The following is a 20,220-nucleotide window of genomic DNA, read 5'->3' on the forward strand; positions in this document are numbered from 1 at the left end:
CCGGTCCGTCGCGCGCCCGACACCCTCAGAACTCGGGTGCGCTCACACCCGTACGAGTGAGGGCGTCGACGACGGCGTCCACCACGGCCTCCACGTCGGGCACCCAGGGGGAGGTCGAACCGGGCAGCGGCGCCCGCTCCCAGCGGATCCCACCGTGGCCGGTCTCGGACGGGGGCAGCGCCAGATAGCCGCCCTCGCCGTGGAAGCGCAGCGAGCCGGGGACGAAGTCCTTGGCGTACAGCAACTCGCCGAGCTGCTCCATGGAGTACGGCGCCACGAGGATCGACCAGCGGTGCGGCGCCGCCACGACCGGGCCGAGGCGCATGTCCTTCCGGTCGAGTGCGGCCAGGGCGCGCGAGGCGGCCAGGGCGGGCAGGCTCACGGCGCAGGGCGCCCGGCCCCCGGTGGCCAGCACGATGGGCGCGGACGGCCGGTTGGTCCACCACCAGCGCACCATGCGCTCGTCGGTGGTGGCCGCGAGCAGCCCGGGGTCGAACGGGTGCGCGCCGGGCACGGTGCACTCCGGGTCGGGGCACCCGCAACGCGCACGCCCCTGCGGGTCCGGTGCCACACCCGGGAGTACGGGCCACTGCCATTGGGTCGCGAAGGTCAGGGCCGCGCTGATCAGGTCAGGCCTCCCGTCGTTCCGCCTGGACAGGAGCCTGCGTCGCCTTCCGAGGATCTCGCGCATGAGCGCTCGTTCCTTTCCGTTGCACGCCGGCAACACCGAGGGCCATCACGTCATGTGTCGAACATGTGTCGATCACTTCACTGTGCGTACCTACTGGCGCATCACACCCTTGTCCTGGACAAGGGGAACCCCTATGGGCCGAGCATTGGCTGCGTCCGCGTCCATACCGCGCCCACCACAAGCATGGGCATGGCGTGAGGTGGCGGCGCCTGGCGTTTCGCCGTTCCGCTCCTACTCGCCGCCTCCACCACGGGAGGATGGGGCTCGGCCGTCGGTGGTTATGACGCCCGGTTGCGGTGCCAGGTTCCGGGTGGCCCCCAACCACCCCTGGCCTTCACCGAGTACGTACCCATCACGGCCACTGTGACGCTCCGTTGAACAGGGCCAGTCGACCGCAGTACAGCGATCCTTGAGGCTATTTTAAGCCAACTTTGCTGTGCCGTAAGGGGGAAGAACCTGCATCGCGGACACCAGGAATCCCACCAGGACAATGCTGGACATCCCCTCCCGAGTGCGTGTACATGTGGAGCCACCGCTAGCGGCGCAGATTGACATGGGGGTTTGCGATGCTATCGAGCGATACGCTCCGGCCCGAAGGCCGGACGACATGAATGCCCCTCACCCTCCGAAAGTGGCCGGAATCGATTCCATGGTTCCCCCGCCCACCCACACTGTCGCGCCGACGCCTGCCGTCACGGAAGCCCCCTCGGCCACTCCCTCCGCCTCCAGCGGCCCCTGCGACCCCGGAGCACTCCTCCAGGACCGGCTCGCCGGCTGGGTCTCCGATCTGACGACGCTCCACGAACTGACCGAGCGCCTGGCCCGCACCGGCTCCCTCGCCGACGCGCTCCAGGAACTGCTGCGCGCCGGAGCCTCCCTGGTGGGTGCCCGGCGCGGTCTCGTCGTGCTGGAACCGCGCGACGGGCTCGGCCCGGACACCACGATCGGCCTGGGCCTCGGCCGCGCCGACCTCGGCCACATGGAGACCGTGCCGCGCAGCTCCCTGTCGTACGGCAGGATCCTCGACGGACTGCCGGGCGCGGAGCGCGGAATCGCCCAGCCCGACCTGTTCTCCGAGGACGGGCTCGACCCCCGCCACCGCGAGGTCGCCGCCCGCCTCGGCTACGCCGCGAGCTACGCACTCCCCCTGTCCACCGAGGCCGCCGGCCGCCTCGGCGCCGCCGTCTGGTTCTACGACGAACCCGCCGAGCCGGTCGAACGCCGGCGCCACCTCGTCGGTCTGTACGCCCGCTACGCCACCGAGCACCTGGCCCGCATGGTGGAGATCGAGCGCACACGCGCGTGCATGGCGACGATCACCGAGGAGCTCCTGCCCGCCCGCCTGCCCCGCGTCCCCGGCGTCCAGCTCGCCGCCCGCCGCCGCACGAGCCCGCGCGGAGGCGGTGACTGGTACGACGCGCTGCCGCTGCCCGACGCCGCGCTCGGCCTCGCCGTCGGGTCCGTCACCGGCTCGGGGCCCGGCGCGGTCGCCGCGACGGGCCGACTGCGGGCCGCCCTGCGCGCGTACGCCGTGATGGAGGGCGAGGACCCGGTGGCGGTCCTCTCCGATCTCGAGCTGCTGCTCAGGCTCACCGAGCCCGCCCGCTCGGCCACCGCCCTGTTCGCGTACTGCGAGCCCGCGCTGCGCAGGCTGACGCTCGCCGGGGCGGGGCACAGCCCGCCACTGGTGACCGGCCCCAGACGTACCGAGTTCGTGGAGACCTCGCTGTCGGCACCCCTGGGCATGCTGGCCTGCTGGGAGGCGCCGAGCGTCGAACTGACCGCGGAGCCCGGCGAGACCGTGCTGCTCTACACCGACGGGCTGCTCCAGCGCACCGGCGACCCCGTGGACCGCGCCTTCGCCCGGCTGCACGCGGCGGCCACCAGCGTGCCAAGACCACTGCGCACCGACCCGGGCGCGGTGGCCGACCACGTCCTGCGGACGGTGCTGCCGGACGGGCTCGGTGAGGCCGGCCGCACGGAGGACGTGGTGCTGCTGGCGGCCCGTTTCGAGTGAGCCGCCGCCCACGCCGGGTGACGGTCTCTTCCCGCCCCGGGCCCCCTTCTGTACGACCGTACGATGGGGGTGGCCCAGTGCCGTATCCAAGGAGGATGACCGTGGCGGACGAGCTCACCCCCGAGACCCCGGCGACCCCGGAGGCCGTGGAGGAGACCGAGGAGCCCATCAAGCAGCGCAAGAACGGCCTGTACCCGGGCGTGTCCGACGAGCTGGCCGAGAACATGAAGTCGGGCTGGGCCGACACCGGGCTGCACGACCTGGAGCCGATCGCCCAGGCCGCCGAGACCGCCGTCCGCCGCGCCGCGCTGTCCGCGCGCTTCCCGGGCGAGCGTCTGGTCATCCCCGCGGGCAACCTGAAGACCCGGTCGAACGACACGGAGTACCCCTTCCGTGCCTCCGTCGAGTACACGTACCTCACCGGCAACCAGACCGAGGACGGCGTCCTGGTCATGGAGCCCACCACCGCCCCGGACGGGCAGAGCGGCCACCGGGCGACCCTCTACCTGCTGCCCCGCTCCGACCGGGAGAACGGCGAGTTCTGGCTCTCCGGCCAGGGCGAGCTGTGGGTGGGCCGCCGCCACTCGCTCACCGAGGCCGAGAAGCTGTACGGCATCCCCGCCTCCGACGTGCGCGAACTGCCTCAGAAGCTGAAGGAGGCCACCGGCCCGGTCCGCGTGGTGCGCGGGTACGACGCGGGCATCGAGACCGCGCTGCACGACAAGGTCACCGCCGAGCGGGACGAGGAGCTGCGGGTCTTCCTCTCCGAGATGCGGCTGGTCAAGGACGCCTTCGAGATCGGCGAGCTGCAGAAGGCGGTCGACTCCACCGTGCGCGGCTTCGAGGACGTGGTGAAGGTCCTCGACAAGGCGGAGGCGACCTCCGAGCGCTACATCGAGGGCACGTTCTTCCTGCGCGCACGCGTGGAGGGCAACGACGTCGGCTACGGCACCATCGCCGCCGCCGGACCGCACGCCTGCACGCTGCACTGGGTGCGCAACGACGGCCCGGTCCGCTCCGGCGACCTGCTCCTGCTGGACGCGGGTGTGGAGACGCACACGTACTACACCGCCGACGTCACCCGCACGCTGCCGATCAGCGGCCGGTTCGGCGAGATCCAGAAGAAGATCTACGACGCCGTGTACGAGGCCCAGGAGGCCGGCATCGCGGCGGTGAAGCCCGGCGCCAAGTACCGCGACTTCCACGACGCGGCGCAGCGTGTGCTCGCCGAGCGGCTCGTCGAGTGGGGCCTGGTGGAGGGCCCGGTGGAGCGGGTCCTGGAGCTGGGCCTGCAGCGCCGCTGGACCCTGCACGGCACCGGCCACATGCTCGGCATGGACGTCCACGACTGCGCGGCCGCGCGGACCGAGAGCTATGTGGACGGCGTCCTGGAGCCCGGCATGGTGCTCACCGTGGAGCCGGGGCTGTACTTCCAGGCGGACGATCTGTCCGTCCCGGAGGAGTACCGCGGCATCGGTGTCCGCATCGAGGACGACGTCCTGGTCACCGAGGACGGCAACCGCAACCTCTCGGCGGGGCTGCCGCGCCGCTCCGACGAGGTCGAGGCGTGGATGGCGTCCCTGAAGGGCTGACGCCGTGAGCGGAAGGGCGACGGGCCGGGTACCGCCGGGTGCCCGGCCCGTCGCACGGGCGCGCGTCCCTGCGGGCTCGGTCCGCGGACAGGGTCATTGGCGGTGGCCGCCGCGGGCTCCACGTGGCGCACGGTGAAGTCCAGCACCCGCTGTCAGGCCGTCGGCGCCGATGTCCTTCCACTCCTCGGGGCCACTGCCGAAGAAGGAGTGCGGAGCACCCTCAACGGTCCCGTACCGGCGCCGGGTTGGGGGACCAGTGGTTCACTGTCCCTGCCAGATGCCGCGGATCGTCGGGGCCGCCGCCGGTCCCCTGCTCGACGACCGGTGCCCTGCCGGCCCGCCGGCCGGTAGAGGCAGACTCCCTCCGCGGGAGTGAGCCGGAGGGCTCCGCCGATCGCGCCCAGCACCGACTCCGAGACGTTGATGTCCCTCCTCTACTCCAGCCAGTTGGACCAGGAGGTGCCGACACCGTCGAGGACGGCGCCCTCTCCTCTGCGGAGTCCGGGGTTCGACGGCGGCCCGATGCGTTGAGCGCGACAGCGGCCGGGGACAGTCGTATCCGACGGGTCCGGAGAAAGCGGGACGACTCTTCGAGTTGACGCTCTCCGCGACCTCCGGTCATGGACCCCGAGGCTCCACGGAGGGCAGTGCCCCGTTGTGCAGGGCCCGGGATCACTACACGGCCATCAGCGGAGAGTCGTTGCGCCACTTGAGGATCTTGTCGAAGCTCACCACCGCGCCGCCCCGCCCCGGCTTGTTGCCGATGTGCACATGGTCGGCGAGTTCCTCGATGAGCCCCAGACCACGACCGTGCTCCGCGTCCGCGCACACCGGGCGGGTCACCGTGCGAGGTCTTCCGACGGGGAAACCCGGCCCCGAGTCGGCGACTTCGATGCGGCACTTCTCGCCGTCGAGGTAGGCCGTGACCTGGTACGCCTCCGACACACCGCCGTTGGCGGTGTCACCCCCGTGCTCCACCGCGTTGGCGCAGGCCTCGCTCAGTGCGACGGAGAGATCGTAGGAAATGTCCGGGTCGACGCCCGCGGTCTCCATCGTGCCCAGCAGGAGCCGTCGGGCGAGCGGCACGCTCGCAGCTTCGCGCCGCAGATGGAGTGACCACCAGATGCTCATGCTCCAGCCTCCCGGCCGCGGCTCGACATACCGTTACGTATTGCCACGAGTGCCGGGGGACAATCGCCCGATTGTCGACTCCCCGCCCGTTCGGCGGATGCGCGGGGACGGGGGTCGGGTGTATCGGGAAGGCCTCACGGACGGGTCAGCAGAACGTGATCTTCCGGATCACTGCTCCGATTACCACATTTACGTCATCTTGCGGACCTGCCGTACGGCCCCGCCGAGGCCGGTGGGATGATGAGGCCGCCATGAGTGCCCCCCACCCGCGCACGGCGCGCACCGGATACGATCTCCGGATTCTGCGGGCCGCGGTGTTCGCCGCGGTCTGCGTCGTGCTGGCCGCGGCCGGGCACGAGCTCGCCTCCTGCGCCACGGTCCCGCTGTGGACGCTGGGCGCGGGGCTGCTCGGCGTGTTCGCCGTCGCCGCCCTGTTCGCCGGGCGCGAGCGCTCGTTGCCGGGCATCGCGACGGTTCTCGCGGTGGGCCAGGTCGTGCTGCACACGCTGTTCGGGCTCGGGCAGAACCTCGGCGCCATGGTGCCGAAGGGGATGTCCCCGGCCGAAGCCGCACTCGTGGCCCGGGCCGCGCACCTGGTGTGCGGCGCCACCGCGGCGACGCTCTCCCCCGCACAGGCCCAGAAGATCCTCTCCGACGCCCGGCTCGCCACGGCGGCGGACACGGCCGCCGCGCACCACCCGGGCGACCTCCTGTCGGCCGCCGGCTCGTGGTGGCCGGTCCTGCCGTCCGTGCCCATGCTGCTCGGGCACCTCCTCGCGGCCGTCGCCGGCGGCTGGGTGCTGCGCCGGGGGGACGTGGCGCTGCTGCGGCTCATGCAGCTGCCGGCGCACGAAGCCGCGGAAGGGGCGCTCGTACGATCCCTGCGCTCGTCGTTCGCCCTCGCCCGCGCCCTTCTGGCCGGGCTTCCCGGCGCGCCCGACGCGGCGCCGCGGGCCCGGCGCACCGTCTTCCTGCTGCTCCCGAAGCCGCGGACGGCCACACTGCAGCACACGGTGATCCGACGCGGACCGCCCTCCTCCGCTCCGTTCGCCCTCACTGCCTGACGCGACCGCATCGCTCCGCCCCGTCCGCACGGGAGAGGCTGCCGTCGCGCGGCACGCGCGCGTGCCCGCGCAAAGGAACCGGCCACGGCCGCGATCGCCTGCGCACGCGTATCTCTCTTCGTCAACGGACTCTCACTCGAAGTGGAGTGGTCTCACGCCATGAAGGCCATCAAGGGTTCCCTCAAGGGCTCCCGCATCGCCGTCGCCGGTGCCGCCGCCGCATCGGCCGTCCTCGTCCTGTCCGCGCCCGCCTTCGCGCACGTGACCGTGCAGCCGGAGGGCCAGGCCGCCAAGGGCGGTTACGCGGTCGTCGATTTCAAGGTCCCCAACGAGCGGAACAACGCCTCGACCATCAAGCTCGAGGTCAGCCTCCCGACCGATCACCCGCTGGCGTCGGTGATGCCGCAGCCGGTCGAGGGCTGGAAGGTGCAGGTCACCAAGTCCAAGCTCGCCAAGCCGCTCACCCTGCACGGCCGGCAGATCGACGAGGCCGTGTCCAAGGTCACCTGGACCGCCACCGGCAAGGGCATCGAGCCGGGCTACTTCCAGAAGTTCCCGCTCTCCGTCGGCCAGCTGCCCGAGGATGCCGACCAGCTCGTCTTCAAGGCCCTCCAGACGTACTCCAACAACGAGGTGGTGCGCTGGATCGAGCCGCGGAAGCAGGGTCAGGCGGAGCCCGAGAAGCCCGCCCCGGTGCTCGAGCTGGCCTCCGCATCCTCCTCCGGCCACCACGGCTCCACGGCCGAGGACACCTCCGCCACCACGTCGCCCGCCGTCACCGCCGCCGACACCGCCGCCGACAGCTCCTCCGGCGGCACCGACACCACCGCCCGCGTCCTCGGCGTCGTCGGCATCGTCGTCGGCGCGGCGGGCGTGGCGTACGGCGTCCTGGCCGGCCGCCGGCGCACCACCGACGCCTGAGCACCATCCCGCCTTCGGGCGCGCAGGGGTCGTACGACCACGCCGTCACGCGACACGTACGGCCCCGGCGCGCCCACACGACCTAGCATCTGGGACATTTCTCTATGCGCACCAAGAAGACGTTCGCGGCGGCCACGCTCCTCGCCACCGCCGCGCTCACGCTCACCGCCTGCGGCTCCGGCGACAGTGGCGACAAGCCGGTCGCCGTCGTCTCCGCCGAGTCGGGCTCCGACAAGGCCGGGACGGTGCTCGACCAGCCGTTCGAGAAGCCGGACCTCGTCCTCACCGACACCCACGGCAAGAAGTACGACCTGCGCGCTCAGACCAGGAACAAGCCGACGCTGATCTACTTCGGCTACACCCACTGCCCCGACGAGTGCCCGCTGACCATGAACAACCTCGCCGTCGCCAAGAAGGAGGTGGACCGGAGCAAGCAGCTGACCCAGGCACAGAAGGACTCGCTGCGGATCGTCTTCGTCACCACCGACCCGGAGCGCGACACCCCCTCGGCACTGGGCGCGTGGCTCAACGGCATCGACCCTTCCGTCGTCGGCCTCACCGGCGACTTCTCCACCATCCAGGCCGGTGCCCGCGCCCTCGGCATCGGCATCGAGCCGCCGAGGAAGGACAAGGACGGCAAGATCGTCTCCACGCACGGAACCCAGGTCGTCGCGTTCTCGCCGAAGACCAACGGCGGCTACGTGGTCTACGGCCAGGACACCACCGTCGACGACTACATCCGCGACATACCCAAGATCATCAAGGGTGAGAACCCGTGAGCCGCCGCCTCGGTGGCCCCGCCGCGATGCTGGCGGCGGGGATGGTGCTCGCCGGCTGCGGCGGTCTGGTCCTCGTCGGCTGCGGCGGCTCGGACGGCGCCTCCGCCACACCGGAGCTGAAGGTCACCGGCGCCTACATGCCCCAGCCCGTCACCGCCGACATGGCGGCCGGCTTCCTCACCGTCACCAACTCCGGCGGCACCGACACGCTCACCTCCGTCTCCAGCGGCCTGGCCGGCGACGTCACGCTGCACTCCACCAAGGGCGGCGCGATGGAGGAGGAGAAGTCGTTCACGGTGCCCGCACACGGCGAGCTCGACTTCACGAGCGGCGGCAACCACCTCATGTTCGAAAAGCTCACCCACAAGCCGAAACAGGGCGACACGGTGTCCGTACAACTCCACTTCGCGAAGTCCGGAACGGTCACCGTCGAGATGCCCGTGAAGCCGGCGACGTACAACCCGAAGACCGGCCACTGAGGGAGGCATCACCGTGACGCAGGCCATCGCTCCCGGCGGGCACGCCGTCCCGAGCACCATCCGTGCGGCGCCCCGGCGCACGGTACGCATCCGCGCGGCCCGACTGCTGCTGACGCTGCTGCTCGCCCTCGCCGGCGGGCTGTTCGCCGGTGCCGCGCCCGCCTCCGCGCACGCCGCACTGCTCGGCAGCGACCCCGCGCAGGGAGTGGTGGTCGACAAAGCGCCCACCCAGGTCACGCTCACCTTCTCCGAGCAGGTCGCGTTCTCCGACGGCTCGCTGCGCGTCCTCGACCCCCGGGGACAGCGCGTCGACACCGGAAAGCCGGCCGACCTCAGCGGCACGACCTACGGGGTGCGGGTGCGGCCGGGGCTTGCGAACGGCACCTACACCGTCACCTACCAGGTGGTGTCCGCCGACAGCCACCCCGTCTCCGGCGCCTTCACCTTCTCCGTCGGCGCCCCGTCCGCCACCTCGGTCTCCGCCTCCGGTCCGACGGTGGGCGGTGGGGTGGTCGGCACCCTCTACGGGATCGGACGGTATGTCTCCTACGCCGGGTTCATCCTGCTGATCGGGGGAGCGGTCTTCGTACTGGCCTGCTGGCAGCGGGGCGCCGGGGTGCGGGCCGTGCAGCGGCTCGTCGTCTCCGGGTGGGTGGCGCTCACCTCGGCCACCCTCGCCCTGCTGCTGCTGCGCGGCTCGTACACCGGCTCGGGCAAGGCCGCCGACATCTTCGACCTGTCCCTGATCGGGCAGGTACTGCAGACCAAGGCGGGGGCGGCACTGATGTCCCGGCTGCTGCTGCTCGCCGCCGCAGCACTGTTCATCGCGGTGCTGTTCGGGGCCTATGCGCGGCGGGACGCGGAGGAGACGGACGCCGAGGCCGACGACGGCGGTGCCGATGATGCCGGTGCCCGTGCCGGGAAGGGCGCGGCGCAGACCGGCGCCGACCCGTCCGCCGAGAAGCGGGACCTGACCTTCGGGCTCGCCCTCGGCGGGACCGTGATCGCGGCGGGGCTCGCGGCGACCTGGGCGATGGCCGAGCACGCCTCGACCGGCATCCAGACCGGCGTCGCCATGCCCGTCGACGTCGTGCACCTGCTGGCGGTCGCCGTATGGCTGGGCGGACTCGCCACCCTGCTCGCCGCGCTGTACCGGGCGCCGTCGATCGGAGCGGCGGCCGTGCGGCGCTTCTCGCGTCTCGCGTTCGCCGGCGTCGTGACGCTGGTCGCGACCGGTGTCTACCAGTCCTGGCGCCAGGTCGGCTCCTGGTCGGCGCTCACCGGGACGACGTACGGGCAGCTGCTGCTCGTCAAGGTCGGCCTGGTCGCCGTCCTGGTCGGGATCGGGTGGATCTCGCGGCGGTGGACGGCGCAGCTGGTGGACGCACCGGCCGACGTCGGGAAGGACACCGACCGCAAGAAGCCGGCGACGGTAGCGGCACAGATGTCGGCGTCGGCGTCGGCGTCGGCGCAGACTTCGGCGTCGGCTTCGGCCGAGCAGACGTCGGCCAGGGCGAGCGGGGCGGAAGCGTCCCGCACCGAAGGTGCCTCGCGCACAGCCGGGACCTCGGGCAAGGCGTCCGCCGGGTCCGGTGACTCCGAGCGCGCCGCCCAGCTGGCACGGCAGCGGGCCGCCATGGCCGCCGCACGCGCCAAGCGGGTCAGGGACGCCGACCCCGTCCGTGCCGGGCTGCGCCGCTCCGTCCTCGCGGAGGCGGCCGTCGCCGTGGTCCTGCTCGCCGTCACCACCGTGCTGACCACGACCGAGCCCGGGCGCACGGAAGAGGCGGTCAAGGCGGTCAGCGCCTCCTCGGCGTCGCAGCGCTCCGGATCCCTGTCGCTGAAGCTCCCCTTCGACACGGGCGGCCAGGACGGCAAGGGCACCGTGCGGCTCACGCTCGACCCGGCCCGCGTCGGCGGCAACGCGATGCGGGTCTATGTGACGCGCCCGAACGGAAAGGCCTTCGACGTCCCCGAGGTCAAGGTCGCCCTCACGCTTGAGACCAAGAGCATCGGACCGCTTCCGATCGCGCCCGATCACGTCGCCACCGGTCACTGGTCGGCGAGCGGCGTGCAGATCCCCATGGCGGGCGACTGGAAGATCGAGGTGACGGTGCGGACCTCCGACATCGACCAAGTGACCGTGACCAAGAACGCGCAGATCGGCTGAACCCCACGATGGCTGACCAGTCCACCGACACCACCACCTCCCGAGGGGCGATCACCCGGCGACGGCTTCTCGGTACCGCGGGCGCCACCGGCCTTGCGCTCGGGGCCGCGGGCGGGGCCGCCGGATACGCCGCCGCGCCCGCCGACAGGACCTCGCCGCTGAGCTCTCTGGGCGCGGGCCAGGTGATGTTTCACGGGAAACATCAGCCCGGCATCACCGACGCCCTTCAGGCCCGGGGCCACCTCGTCGCCTTCGACCTGACGGCGGGCACCGGCCGCAAGGAGACCGCCGCGCTGCTGCGCCGCTGGTCCGCCACCGCGGCGCGGCTGATGGCGGGCGAACCGGCCGCGCACGACGACACCGACGTCGCCCGTGACGCCGGCCCGTCGTCCCTGACGATCACCTTCGGCTTCGGACACAGCTTCTTCTCCCGCACCGGACTGGAGAAGCAGCGCCCGGACGCCCTGGACCCGCTGCCCGGCTTCTCCTCCGACCACCTCGACACCTCCCGCAGCGAAGGCGACCTGTGGGTGCAGATCGGGGCCAACGACGCGCTCGTCGCCTTCCACGCCCTGCGCGCGATCCAGAAGGACGCGGGCGGCGCCGCCCGGCTGCGCTGGCAGATGAACGGCTTCAACCGCTCGCCGGGCGCGACCGCGCACCCCATGACCGCCCGCAATCTGATGGGCCAGGTCGACGGCACCCGCAACCCCAAGCCCACCGACGCCGACTTCGGCCGGCGCGTCTTCGTGCCCGCGTCCGGCGACCCGGCGTGGATGGCGAACGGCTCGTACGCCGTCGTCCGCCGCATCCGCATGCTCCTCGACGACTGGGAGCAGCTCTCCTCCAAGACCCAGGAGGAGGTGATAGGCCGCCGCAAGTCCGACGGCGCACCACTGAGCGGCGGCACCGAGACGACCGAGATGGACCTCGAGAAGACCGGCGCCGACGGCAAGCTCGTGGTGCCGATCAACGCGCACGCGCGGATCACCCGGCCCGACCAGAACGGGGGCGCGGCGATGCTCCGCCGCCCGTTCTCCTATCACGACGGTTTCGACGCGGACGGAAGGCCGGACGCGGGCCTGCTGTTCATCTGCTGGCAGGCCGACCCGCTGCGCGGCTTCGTGCCCGTGCAGCGCAAGCTCGACCGGGGCGACGCCCTGTCGCAGTTCATCCGCCACGAGGCGAGCGGCCTGTTCGCGGTGCCGGGCGGCGCGGCGGAGGGGGAGTACGTGGGGCAGCCGCTGCTGGAGGGGTAGGCAAGGCGCTCGATCGGGGGGCGTTTCCCCAGGTGTGGGCCGCGCCTCGACACGGCGCATTAGGGTGAGGGCATGCCAGCCAGCTATGCGTATCTCGGCCCCGAGGGCACCTTCACCGAGGTCGCCCTCCGTACGCTGCCCGAGGCCGCGACCCGTGAGCTCGTCCCGATGGTGTCCGTCCCGGCGGCGCTCGACGCCGTCCGCAGCGGTGAGGCCGAGGCCGCCTTCGTGCCGATCGAGAACTCGGTGGAGGGCGGCATCACGACCACGCTCGACGAACTCGTCGCGGGCGAGCCGCTGATGATCTACCGCGAGGTGCTCCTGTCGATCACCTTCGCGCTGCTGGTCCGCCCCGGCACGAAGCTCTCCGAGATCAAGACGGTCACCGCGCACCCCGCCGCACAGCCGCAGGTGCGCAACTGGCTGAAGGCCAACCTCCCGGACGCCGTCTGGGAGTCGGCCGCCTCCAACGCGGACGGCGCCCGCCTGGTCCAGGAAGGGCGCTACGACGCGGCGTTCGCGGGCGAGTTCGCCGCCGCCCGCTACGGTCTTCAGGCGCTGGAGACCGGCATCCACGACGCGGAGAACGCGCAGACGCGGTTCGTGCTGGTCGGCCGGCCCGCCCGGCCGGCGGCACCGACCGGCGCGGACAAGACCTCCGTCGTGCTGTGGCAGCGTGACGACCACCCTGGTGGCCTGCGCGACCTGCTGGGCGAGTTCGCCGTGCGGGGCATCAACCTGATGCTGCTGCAGTCCCGTCCCACCGGTGCCGGCATCGGGAACTACTGCTTCTGCATCGACGCCGAGGGTCATATCTCGGACCGTCGGGTCGCCGAGGCGCTGATGGGGCTGAAGCGGATCTGTCTGCAGGTGCGCTTCCTCGGCTCGTACCCGCGTGCGGACATCAAGCCGGAGGCGGTGCGGCTTCCGCTGCCGGGTACGTCGGACGACGAGTTCGTGTCGGCCGCGGACTGGGTGGCCCGTTGCCAGGACGGCAGGTTCTAGGCGGCAGGTTCCGGGGGCGTCTCGTCCTACCTGCAGATTTTCGTTATCCACAGGAGTTATCCACAGCCCGCTTCTCGATCTGGGGACAAGTCGACAGTGCGGGGTCATCGAGTCGACAAATCGCTGTAAGGATCACCCGCCCGGCCACCGCCGCGTACACCGCAGTTGTCCACCTGTTTCTTTCGATCACCCCTTGAGGGCTACCCTTTTCCACCCGAAAGTGCGAGTGATGGTGGTTTGCGACCGGAATTCCATGCCCCGTGCACGGCTTTCGGAATGATCACCTCCGGCTTCCACAGATCTTCCGCACAGCCTGTGGATAACCCCTCGGGGCGGGTGGGCGCCTGTGGACAAGCGCAGCCCGAATTCGGGCCGTGACAGGGAAGTGAGGTCAACGACCCCCCTCACGGACCCCCCTTTCCGGGGGTGGCGCTCTTTTGTCGGCACCTACAGGCACCTGTCGTAATTGCCTCATAACGGATGCGTGGCCCGCGGATCGGAATACGAAGTCGTGTCGCGGAACTCCGCACCGGTAGCCTTGAAGGGTGATTGACCTTCGCCTGCTCCGTGAGGACCCCGACCGTGTTCGCGCCTCCCAGCGCGCCCGTGGTGAGGACGTCGCGCTCGTCGACGCCCTCCTCTCCGCCGACGAGCGGCGCAGGTCGTCCGGCGTCCGCTTCGACGAACTCCGCTCCGAGCAGAAGGCGCTCGGCAAGCTGATCCCCAAGGCCACGGGTGACGAGAAGGCCGAGCTGTTGAAGAAGGCGAGCCGGCTGGCCGCCGACGTCAAGGCGGCCGACGCCGAGCAGCACGAGGCCGACGAGGAGACCAAGCGGCTCCTGCTCCAGCTGGGCAACCTGGTGCACCCGGACGTCCCGGTCGGCGGCGAGGAGGACTTCGTCGTCCTGGAGACGCACGGCACCATCCGCGACTTCGGCGCCGAGGGCTTCGAGCCCAAGGACCACCTGGAGCTCGGCGAGGCGCTCGGCGCGATCGACGTGGAGCGCGGCGCGAAGGTCTCCGGCTCGCGCTTCTACTACCTGACGGGCGTCGGCGCCCTGCTGGAGCTGGCGCTCGTCAACGCGGCCATGGCGCAGGCCACGGAGGCCGGGCTCACCCCGATGCTGACCCCGGCCCTGGTCCGCCCGCGCGCCATGGAGGGCACGGGCTTCCTCGGCCAGGCCGCCGAGAACGTGTACCACCTGGAGAAGGACGACTTCTACCTGGTCGGCACCTCCGAGGTCCCGCTCGCGGCGTACCACATGGACGAGATCATCGACGCGGACAAGCTGCCGCTGCGCTACGCGGGCTTCTCGCCGTGCTTCCGCCGCGAGGCCGGCACCTACGGCAAGGACACGCGAGGCATCTTCCGCGTGCACCAGTTCGACAAGGTCGAGATGTTCTCGTTCGTCGACCCGGACGACGCCGAGAACGAGCACCAGCGGCTCCTGGAATGGGAGAAGCAGTGGCTGACGGCCCTCGAGCTGCCCTTCCAGGTGATCGACGTGGCGACGGGTGACCTCGGCGCCTCGGCCTCACGGAAGTACGACTGCGAGGCCTGGATCCCGACCCAGGGCAAGTACCGCGAGCTGACCTCCACGTCCAACTGCGACACCTTCCAGGCGCGCCGGCTGTCGGTGCGCATGCGGGACGGCAAGAAGGTCCAGCCCCTGTCGACGCTGAACGGCACCCTGTGCGCCGTACCGCGCACCATCGTGGCGATCCTGGAGAACCACCAGCTGGCCGACGGCTCGGTACGGGTACCCGAGGTGCTGCGGCCGTACCTGGGCGGGCGGGAGCTGCTGGAGCCCGTGGCCAAGTGAGCACGGGCGAGCAGGCCGCTTTTCCGTACCGACTGATCGCGACCGACCTCGACGGGACGCTCCTGCGCTCCGGCGAGACGGTCTCGGAGCGCACACGTGAGGCGCTCGCCGCGGCCGCTGCGGCGGGCGCCGCGCACATCGTCGTCACGGGGCGCTCGGTCCCGTGGGCCCGCTACATCCTCGACGACCTCGGCTACCGGGGCCTCGCCGTGTGCGGCCAGGGGGCGCAGGTCTACGACGCCGGAGGGCACCGTCTGCTGACGTCGGTGACGCTGGACCGGCAGACAGCGGCTCTCGCACTGGCCAAGATCGAGGCCGAGGTGGGCCCGCTGCTGCTGGCGGCGAGCCGGGACGGACTGGACGGCGAGGTCCTGGTCGGCCCCGGCTACCGGGTGCACGACGGACCCCTCCCGTACCAGCCGATCAAGGACGCGGCGGAGTTGTGGTCGGCGCCGTTGAACAAGGTCTACCTCCAGCATCCGACCCTGAGCGACGACGAACTCGCCGAGGCGGCGCAGCAGGCCGCCGGCGGCCTGGTCGGAGTGACCATGGCGGGCGAGGGAATCGTGGAGATCCTCCCTCTCGGCCTGAGCAAGGCGACGGGCCTGTCACTGGCGGCACGACGTCTGGGTGCGAAGGCCGCGGAGACGATCGCCTTCGGCGACATGCCGAACGACATACCGATGTTCGCGTGGTCGGCTCACGGTGTGGCCATGGCCAACGCCCACGCGGATCTGAAGGAGGTCGCGGACGAGGTGACGCTGACCAACGACGAGGACGGCATCGCGGTGGTGCTGGAGCGGTTGCTGCAACGGGCCTGACCGCTCCACAGCTGTGCGCGGAGGATGCGCGGATCGAACGCGCGCGGGGACGACCCCGACCACGGCTTAGCAAGCCGGTGCCTTACCACTCGGCCAATCCTCCGGGTGGGCGGCCCACGCGATGCTGATCGCGTGCTCGAAGCGGCCGCCCCGGGCAGCCCCCCGTGCGGGGCGGGCTCGACAGAGCGGGTAACTACTCCGGAGCCTGCCGCGGGCTGCCCTGCCGGGAGCTCGACGTACTGCCGTGCATGGACATCGCCGAGCTCCTCTCCCAGAACGTGGCGCCGGCATGATCCCGGCGTTGCGGACATCACCACTGTGCCCGGTCGCCGAATCGGGCGCCACTGAATAAAAGCCCCGGCGTTCTGCGGCGGTTAGCGGCGCCGCCACCTGCGACGCCGCGCCTTGCTGAAGAACCAGCCGGCCGGCGGCTCGTCGGAGCGCCACGGCTGAGGGTCGGGCGCCTCGTTGCGCCAGCGCGCTGCCAGCATCCGGGCACGCGCGGACGGTTCCGTGGTCGACGCGGACCGTATGAAGGCCTCGTCGAACTCGACGCCGTCCCAGGGATCGCCGGTCTCCTCCGGACCGTCACCCCGTGGTGCCTGAGCAGTCATCCCCGGTCCTTTCCGCTGCTGCGCATCCCCTTTGCCCAGTGTGCCCGGGCGGGTGTGAAACCCCTGTCAGAAAAGCCTTCGAAAAGAGAAAGAAGACCGGGGGCCCGCTCAGGCCCCCGGTCCCGGCCCCGCAGGCTCGTCACTCCTCTCCCGCCAGGGTGAGCGTCCGCAGCTTCTGCCCGGCGTACCAGGTGGCGGCCACGGTCACCACGACCAGCAGCACCGTCGCGGTGGGCAGTCCCACGTCCGAGGTGACCAGCGAGCTGTCGGAGACCTTGTGGGCCACGGCCAGCGACCACTGCTGAACGCTGAGCGTGCGCGCCCCGGAGACCAGGGACCCGAAGAGCGCCTCCCAGACCAGCGCGTAGACCAGGCCGAACACCACCGCGTGCCGGCTCACCGTGCCGAGCAGCAGGAACAGCGCGGCGTAGGCGATGGAGGAGACCAGCGCCGCCACGGTGTAGGCGACCGCTATCTGCTGGCCGTTGCCGTTGAGGATCAGGCCCGCGATGAACGTCGGCAGGGCGGAGAACGCCATGGTCACGGCGATCGCGACGATCAGCTTGGTGAAGATGATCGCGGGCCGCTTCACCGGCTTGGCCAGCAGGTACACCACCGAGCCGTCGTCGATCTCGGGCCCGATCGCGCCGGTGCCCGCGATGACGCCGATGATCGGGACCATGGTGGCCAGGGCGAACCCGCCGAGGACGTCGTGGGCGACCTGGTCGTCGGCGCCTGTCAGCGCCCTGACGACCGCGGAGATCACGATCAGCAGAACGGGCAGCGCGCCGAGGACGAGGGCCCGGCGGCGGCCGAGCAGGCCCCGGTAGGTGAGCCGGGCGACTGTGGGGTCGTACATCTTCGGCCTCCTACGCCGCGACCAGATACGAGAAGACGGACTCGAGGGACTCGTCGGACGGCGAGACGGTGAGCAGCCGGATGCCGTGCTCACGCGCGACCTTCGGCAGCAGTGTCGTGAACCGGCCGAAGTCGATCGCCTGGATGCGCAGGGCACGCTCGGTGAGGTCGACCTCGATACCGGACGTCGACGGGTCGGCGATCAGTGCGGCGGCGAGCGCCCGGTCGTCGCTGGAACGCACCAGGTAGCGGTGCGGGCGGTCGGTCATCAGACGGCGGATCCTGCGGAAGTCGCCGCTCGCCGCGTGCCGTCCGGCGACGATCACCTCGATGTGCGAGGCCAACTGCTCGACCTCTTCGAGAATGTGGGACGAGAAGAGCACGGTGCGGCCCTCGGCGCCCATGCGCCGCAGCAGATCCATGAGCTGCATGCGCTGGCGCGGGTCCATTCCGTTGAACGGCTCGTCGAGCAGGAGCAGCGACGGGTCGTGCACGAGCGCGGACGCCATCTTCACCCGCTGCCGCATGCCCTTGGAGTACGTGGAGATCTTCCGGTCCTGCGCGTACTCCATCTCGACCGTGGCCAGCGCCCGCTGCGCGGCCTTGGCGCCGAGTCCGTGCAACTCGGCGTTGGCGACGACGAATTCGCGACCCGTGAGGAAGTCGTACATCGCCTCCCGTTCGGGAACGATGCCGATGTGCCGGTAGATCTCCTCGTTGCGCCACACCGGCTGCCCGTCGAGCGTGACCGATCCGGTGGAGGGGGCGAGGAAGCCGCCCATCATGTTGATGAGCGTGGACTTCCCGGCACCGTTCGGGCCGAGCAGACCGGTGACTCCGGGGCCGATGGTCATCGTGACGTCGTTGACGGCGACCACGTTGCCGAACCAGCGGGAGACGTGGTCGATGGTGAGCGTTGTCACAATCCCACCTTTCGGTAGCGACGCGTCAGCAGGCCGTAGCTGCCGGCGATGAGTCCCAGGACGACCAGGAGGAAGACGACTCCCTGCCCGGTCGAGGGTCCGTGCCCGCCGGGGAAGGAGGAGGACGCGCCGAGGAAGGCGGTCTGCACCCCGTCGATGAGGGTGATGGGCGAGAACAGGCCCATCCACACCGGGGCCGTGGAGCTGCCCGAGCGGACCTCCGCTATCGCCTGGATGGTGGAGACGGCTCCGTAGGAGATGGTCAGAACGGCGATGACGGCCGCGATACCGAAGCCGCGCCGTGGCGTGGCCGCCGCGATGACGAGACCGATTCCGGAGAACAGCAGGGAGAGCAGGGCCACGGAGACCAGTCCCTCGGCGAATCCCTTGGTCTGATGGGCGAAGTCCAGCTTGGCCAGCAGCGCACCCACATAGAGGACGAGCAGGGGCGCGGCCGTCAGGATGAACAGGGCCGAGGCCAGCGCCGCGTACTTGGCGCGGACGTAGTCGGCGGTCTCGATGGGGCGGGAGAAGTACAGGGGCACGGTCTTGAAGCGCAGGTCCCGCGAGACCGACTGGGGAGCCTGCGAGGCGACGTACAGGCCGATGAGGGCCTGCATGATGATCGCGTAACGCGTGTACTCGACGGGCAGGTCCTTCGCCTTGGTGGCGACCGCGACCGCCACCATGATCAGTGCGGGGGCGCACATCACGACGAACAGCAGCATCGGCAGCACCTTCGACTTCACCGAGCGGCCGAGGCCGTAGGCGCCGCGCAGGGACTGCGAGTACAGCGAGCGGCGGGCGTAGGCGCGGCCCAGGCGCGGGCCCTCGTACGAGCGGTAGCCGATGTTGTGGATCCGGGTCTGTTCGGCCTCGGGGGCCAGGGGATGCTCAACCGCCATGACCGACCGCCTCCTTCCGCTCGGCGTCGCTGTCCTTGAAGACCTCCGCGATGTGGTGCCTGCGCTGCTCCATGCGAACCAGGCCGAGGCCCAGGTCGGCGACGACGTCCCGGACGAGGTCGTACGTGTGCTCGCCCTCCGCGGACAGCAGCAGGATGTGGCCGGCGCCCGGCAGTCCGCTGCCTTCCTGCGTGGTCACCCCGCGCGCGTGCAGCGCGTCGCGCACCGCGCGGGTGCCGTCCGGGTGCTCGTCGGAGTCGGTGACCTCGATCGCGAGGGTCGTGGTGGTCTGGGTGAAGTCCCGGGTGGAGCTGGAGCGCAGCAGCTTGCCGCCGTCGACGACGACGACGTGGTCGCAGGTGCGCTCGAGCTCGCCCAGCAGGTGTGAGGTGACCAGGACCGAGATGCCGAAGTCGGTGTGCACGCGGCGGATCAGGCCGAGCATCTCGTCACGGCCGACCGGGTCCAGTCCGTTGGTCGGCTCGTCCAGGAACACCAGCTGCGGGTCGTGGACCAGCGCCTGGGCGAGTTTGACGCGCTGCTTCATGCCGGTGGAGTAGCCGCCGATGGGGCGGTAGCGCTCCTCGTACAGGCCGACGTGGCGCAGGGTGTCCGCGGTGCGCTCGCGGGCGGCGGCCGGGGGCAGGCCGGACATGCGGGCCATGTGCACGACGAACTCGGTGGCCGACACGTCGGGCGGCAGACAGTCGTGCTCGGGCATGTATCCGACGCGCTCGCGGATGGCGCCGCCCTTGGTGGCGACGTCGAGGCCGAGCACCTCGGCGCGGCCCTCGGTGGCGGGGGACAGACCCAGCAGGATCTTGATCAGAGTGGACTTGCCGGCTCCGTTGGCTCCGACGAGTCCGGTCACGCCGGGTCCCACGTCCACGGAGAGCCGGTCGAGCGCGGTCACCCTGGGGTACCGCTTGCTCAGGCTTTCGGTCGCGATCACAGTCACGTCATAGACAGTAGTGACACGGGCCACTGCCGTCGTCAGACCGCAGAGCTGTCTGCGGATCAGCCTCGAGTATTACGGGCCCGTAAGGGTCACTCTCAGGTCGAATGGCCGACGGACGCGGCCGGACTGTTGCGGGAGGCGGGAGACGGAGGTGGCGGGCGGCGCGGCGGAGGGGGAGTACGTGGGGCAGCCGCTGCTGGAGGGGTAGGC

Annotated in this window: 18 protein-coding genes and 1 tRNA gene; 11 read left to right on the forward strand and 8 right to left on the reverse strand. The window is 71.1% G+C overall.

The annotated features are described in order from the left end of the window. Positions 1-25 precede the first annotated feature (25 nt). A complete protein-coding gene (locus AC5WS8_RS36460; protein ID WP_496107777.1) occupies positions 26-691 on the reverse strand; it encodes a bifunctional DNA primase/polymerase in 666 nt (221 codons plus the stop codon). A gap of 490 nt (positions 692-1,181) precedes the next feature. Between AC5WS8_RS36460 and AC5WS8_RS36465 the strand changes: the two genes are divergently transcribed. Together AC5WS8_RS36465 and AC5WS8_RS36470 are read left to right on the forward strand one after the other, a co-directional pair. Further along, positions 1,182-2,708 carry a PP2C family protein-serine/threonine phosphatase gene (locus AC5WS8_RS36465; protein ID WP_496107778.1) on the forward strand — a complete coding sequence of 509 codons (1,527 nt, stop codon included), beginning with the start codon at positions 1,182-1,184 and terminating at the stop codon, positions 2,706-2,708. 101 nt (positions 2,709-2,809) lie between these two features. Then, a complete protein-coding gene (locus AC5WS8_RS36470; protein WP_496107779.1) occupies positions 2,810-4,300 on the forward strand; it encodes an aminopeptidase P family protein in 1,491 nt (496 codons plus the stop codon). Between the two features lie 675 nt (positions 4,301-4,975). Here AC5WS8_RS36470 and AC5WS8_RS36475 read toward each other — a convergent pair. Next, entirely contained in the window at positions 4,976-5,431 is a 456-nt protein-coding gene (locus tag AC5WS8_RS36475; RefSeq protein WP_496107780.1) for an ATP-binding protein, read from the reverse strand. Between the two features lie 251 nt (positions 5,432-5,682). On the opposite strand from AC5WS8_RS36475, the gene AC5WS8_RS36480 reads away from it, so the two are divergent. From AC5WS8_RS36480 to AC5WS8_RS36520, 9 genes are all read left to right on the forward strand, one after another. After that, on the forward strand, positions 5,683-6,495 hold the full coding sequence (locus AC5WS8_RS36480) for a hypothetical protein (protein WP_496107781.1): 813 nt from the start codon (positions 5,683-5,685) through the stop codon (positions 6,493-6,495). 159 nt (positions 6,496-6,654) lie between these two features. Next, positions 6,655-7,416: a YcnI family copper-binding membrane protein gene (locus AC5WS8_RS36485; RefSeq protein ID WP_496107782.1), complete on the forward strand. Its 762-nt coding sequence runs from the start codon at positions 6,655-6,657 to the stop codon at positions 7,414-7,416. A 104-nt stretch (positions 7,417-7,520) separates the two neighbouring features. Beyond that, positions 7,521-8,195: an SCO family protein gene (locus tag AC5WS8_RS36490; protein WP_496107783.1), complete on the forward strand. Its 675-nt coding sequence runs from the start codon at positions 7,521-7,523 to the stop codon at positions 8,193-8,195. Between the two features lie 26 nt (positions 8,196-8,221). Further along, positions 8,222-8,674: a copper chaperone PCu(A)C gene (locus AC5WS8_RS36495; protein ID WP_496107793.1), complete on the forward strand. Its 453-nt coding sequence runs from the start codon at positions 8,222-8,224 to the stop codon at positions 8,672-8,674. Positions 8,675-8,732: 58 nt separating this feature from the next. After that, the gene (locus AC5WS8_RS36500; RefSeq protein WP_496107794.1) at positions 8,733-10,844 is read left to right on the forward strand and encodes a copper resistance CopC/CopD family protein; all 2,112 of its coding nucleotides are present in this window, start codon (positions 8,733-8,735) and stop codon (positions 10,842-10,844) included. 8 nt (positions 10,845-10,852) lie between these two features. Continuing rightward, positions 10,853-12,103, forward strand: a complete 1,251-nt coding sequence (gene efeB / locus AC5WS8_RS36505; RefSeq protein WP_496107784.1) for an iron uptake transporter deferrochelatase/peroxidase subunit — start codon at positions 10,853-10,855, stop codon at positions 12,101-12,103. 72 nt (positions 12,104-12,175) lie between these two features. After that, a complete protein-coding gene (gene pheA / locus AC5WS8_RS36510; protein ID WP_496107785.1) occupies positions 12,176-13,108 on the forward strand; it encodes a prephenate dehydratase in 933 nt (310 codons plus the stop codon). 545 nt (positions 13,109-13,653) lie between these two features. Beyond that, positions 13,654-14,931: a serine--tRNA ligase gene (gene serS / locus AC5WS8_RS36515; protein WP_496107786.1), complete on the forward strand. Its 1,278-nt coding sequence runs from the start codon at positions 13,654-13,656 to the stop codon at positions 14,929-14,931. Continuing rightward, positions 14,928-15,752, forward strand: coding sequence for an HAD family hydrolase (locus tag AC5WS8_RS36520; RefSeq protein WP_496107787.1), 825 nt, complete (start codon positions 14,928-14,930; stop codon positions 15,750-15,752). Before serS ends, AC5WS8_RS36520 begins: the two co-directional genes overlap by 4 nt. Before the next feature lie 18 nt (positions 15,753-15,770). Here the strand turns inward: AC5WS8_RS36520 and AC5WS8_RS36525 are convergent. From AC5WS8_RS36525 to AC5WS8_RS36550, 6 genes are all read right to left on the reverse strand, one after another. Then, positions 15,771-15,855 (reverse strand) — tRNA-Ser (locus AC5WS8_RS36525). 271 nt (positions 15,856-16,126) lie between these two features. Then, on the reverse strand, positions 16,127-16,366 hold the full coding sequence (locus tag AC5WS8_RS36530) for an SGM_3592 family protein (RefSeq protein WP_496107788.1): 240 nt from the start codon (positions 16,364-16,366) through the stop codon (positions 16,127-16,129). A gap of 139 nt (positions 16,367-16,505) precedes the next feature. Beyond that, positions 16,506-17,225 carry an ABC transporter permease gene (locus tag AC5WS8_RS36535; RefSeq protein WP_496107789.1) on the reverse strand — a complete coding sequence of 240 codons (720 nt, stop codon included), beginning with the start codon at positions 17,223-17,225 and terminating at the stop codon, positions 16,506-16,508. Between the two features lie 10 nt (positions 17,226-17,235). Continuing rightward, positions 17,236-18,147, reverse strand: a complete 912-nt coding sequence (locus AC5WS8_RS36540) for an ABC transporter ATP-binding protein (RefSeq protein WP_496107790.1) — start codon at positions 18,145-18,147, stop codon at positions 17,236-17,238. Beyond that, entirely contained in the window at positions 18,144-19,052 is a 909-nt protein-coding gene (locus AC5WS8_RS36545; protein WP_496107791.1) for an ABC transporter permease, read from the reverse strand. The genes AC5WS8_RS36540 and AC5WS8_RS36545 overlap by 4 nt, the downstream gene beginning before the upstream one ends. Continuing rightward, complete coding sequence (locus AC5WS8_RS36550; protein WP_496107795.1) at positions 19,042-20,004, reverse strand: ABC transporter ATP-binding protein; 963 nt, start codon at positions 20,002-20,004, stop codon at positions 19,042-19,044. Before AC5WS8_RS36550 ends, AC5WS8_RS36545 begins: the two co-directional genes overlap by 11 nt. Positions 20,005-20,220: the final 216 nt, after the last annotated feature.

It is taken from the genome of Streptomyces sp. PTL18 (genome assembly GCF_059510295.1).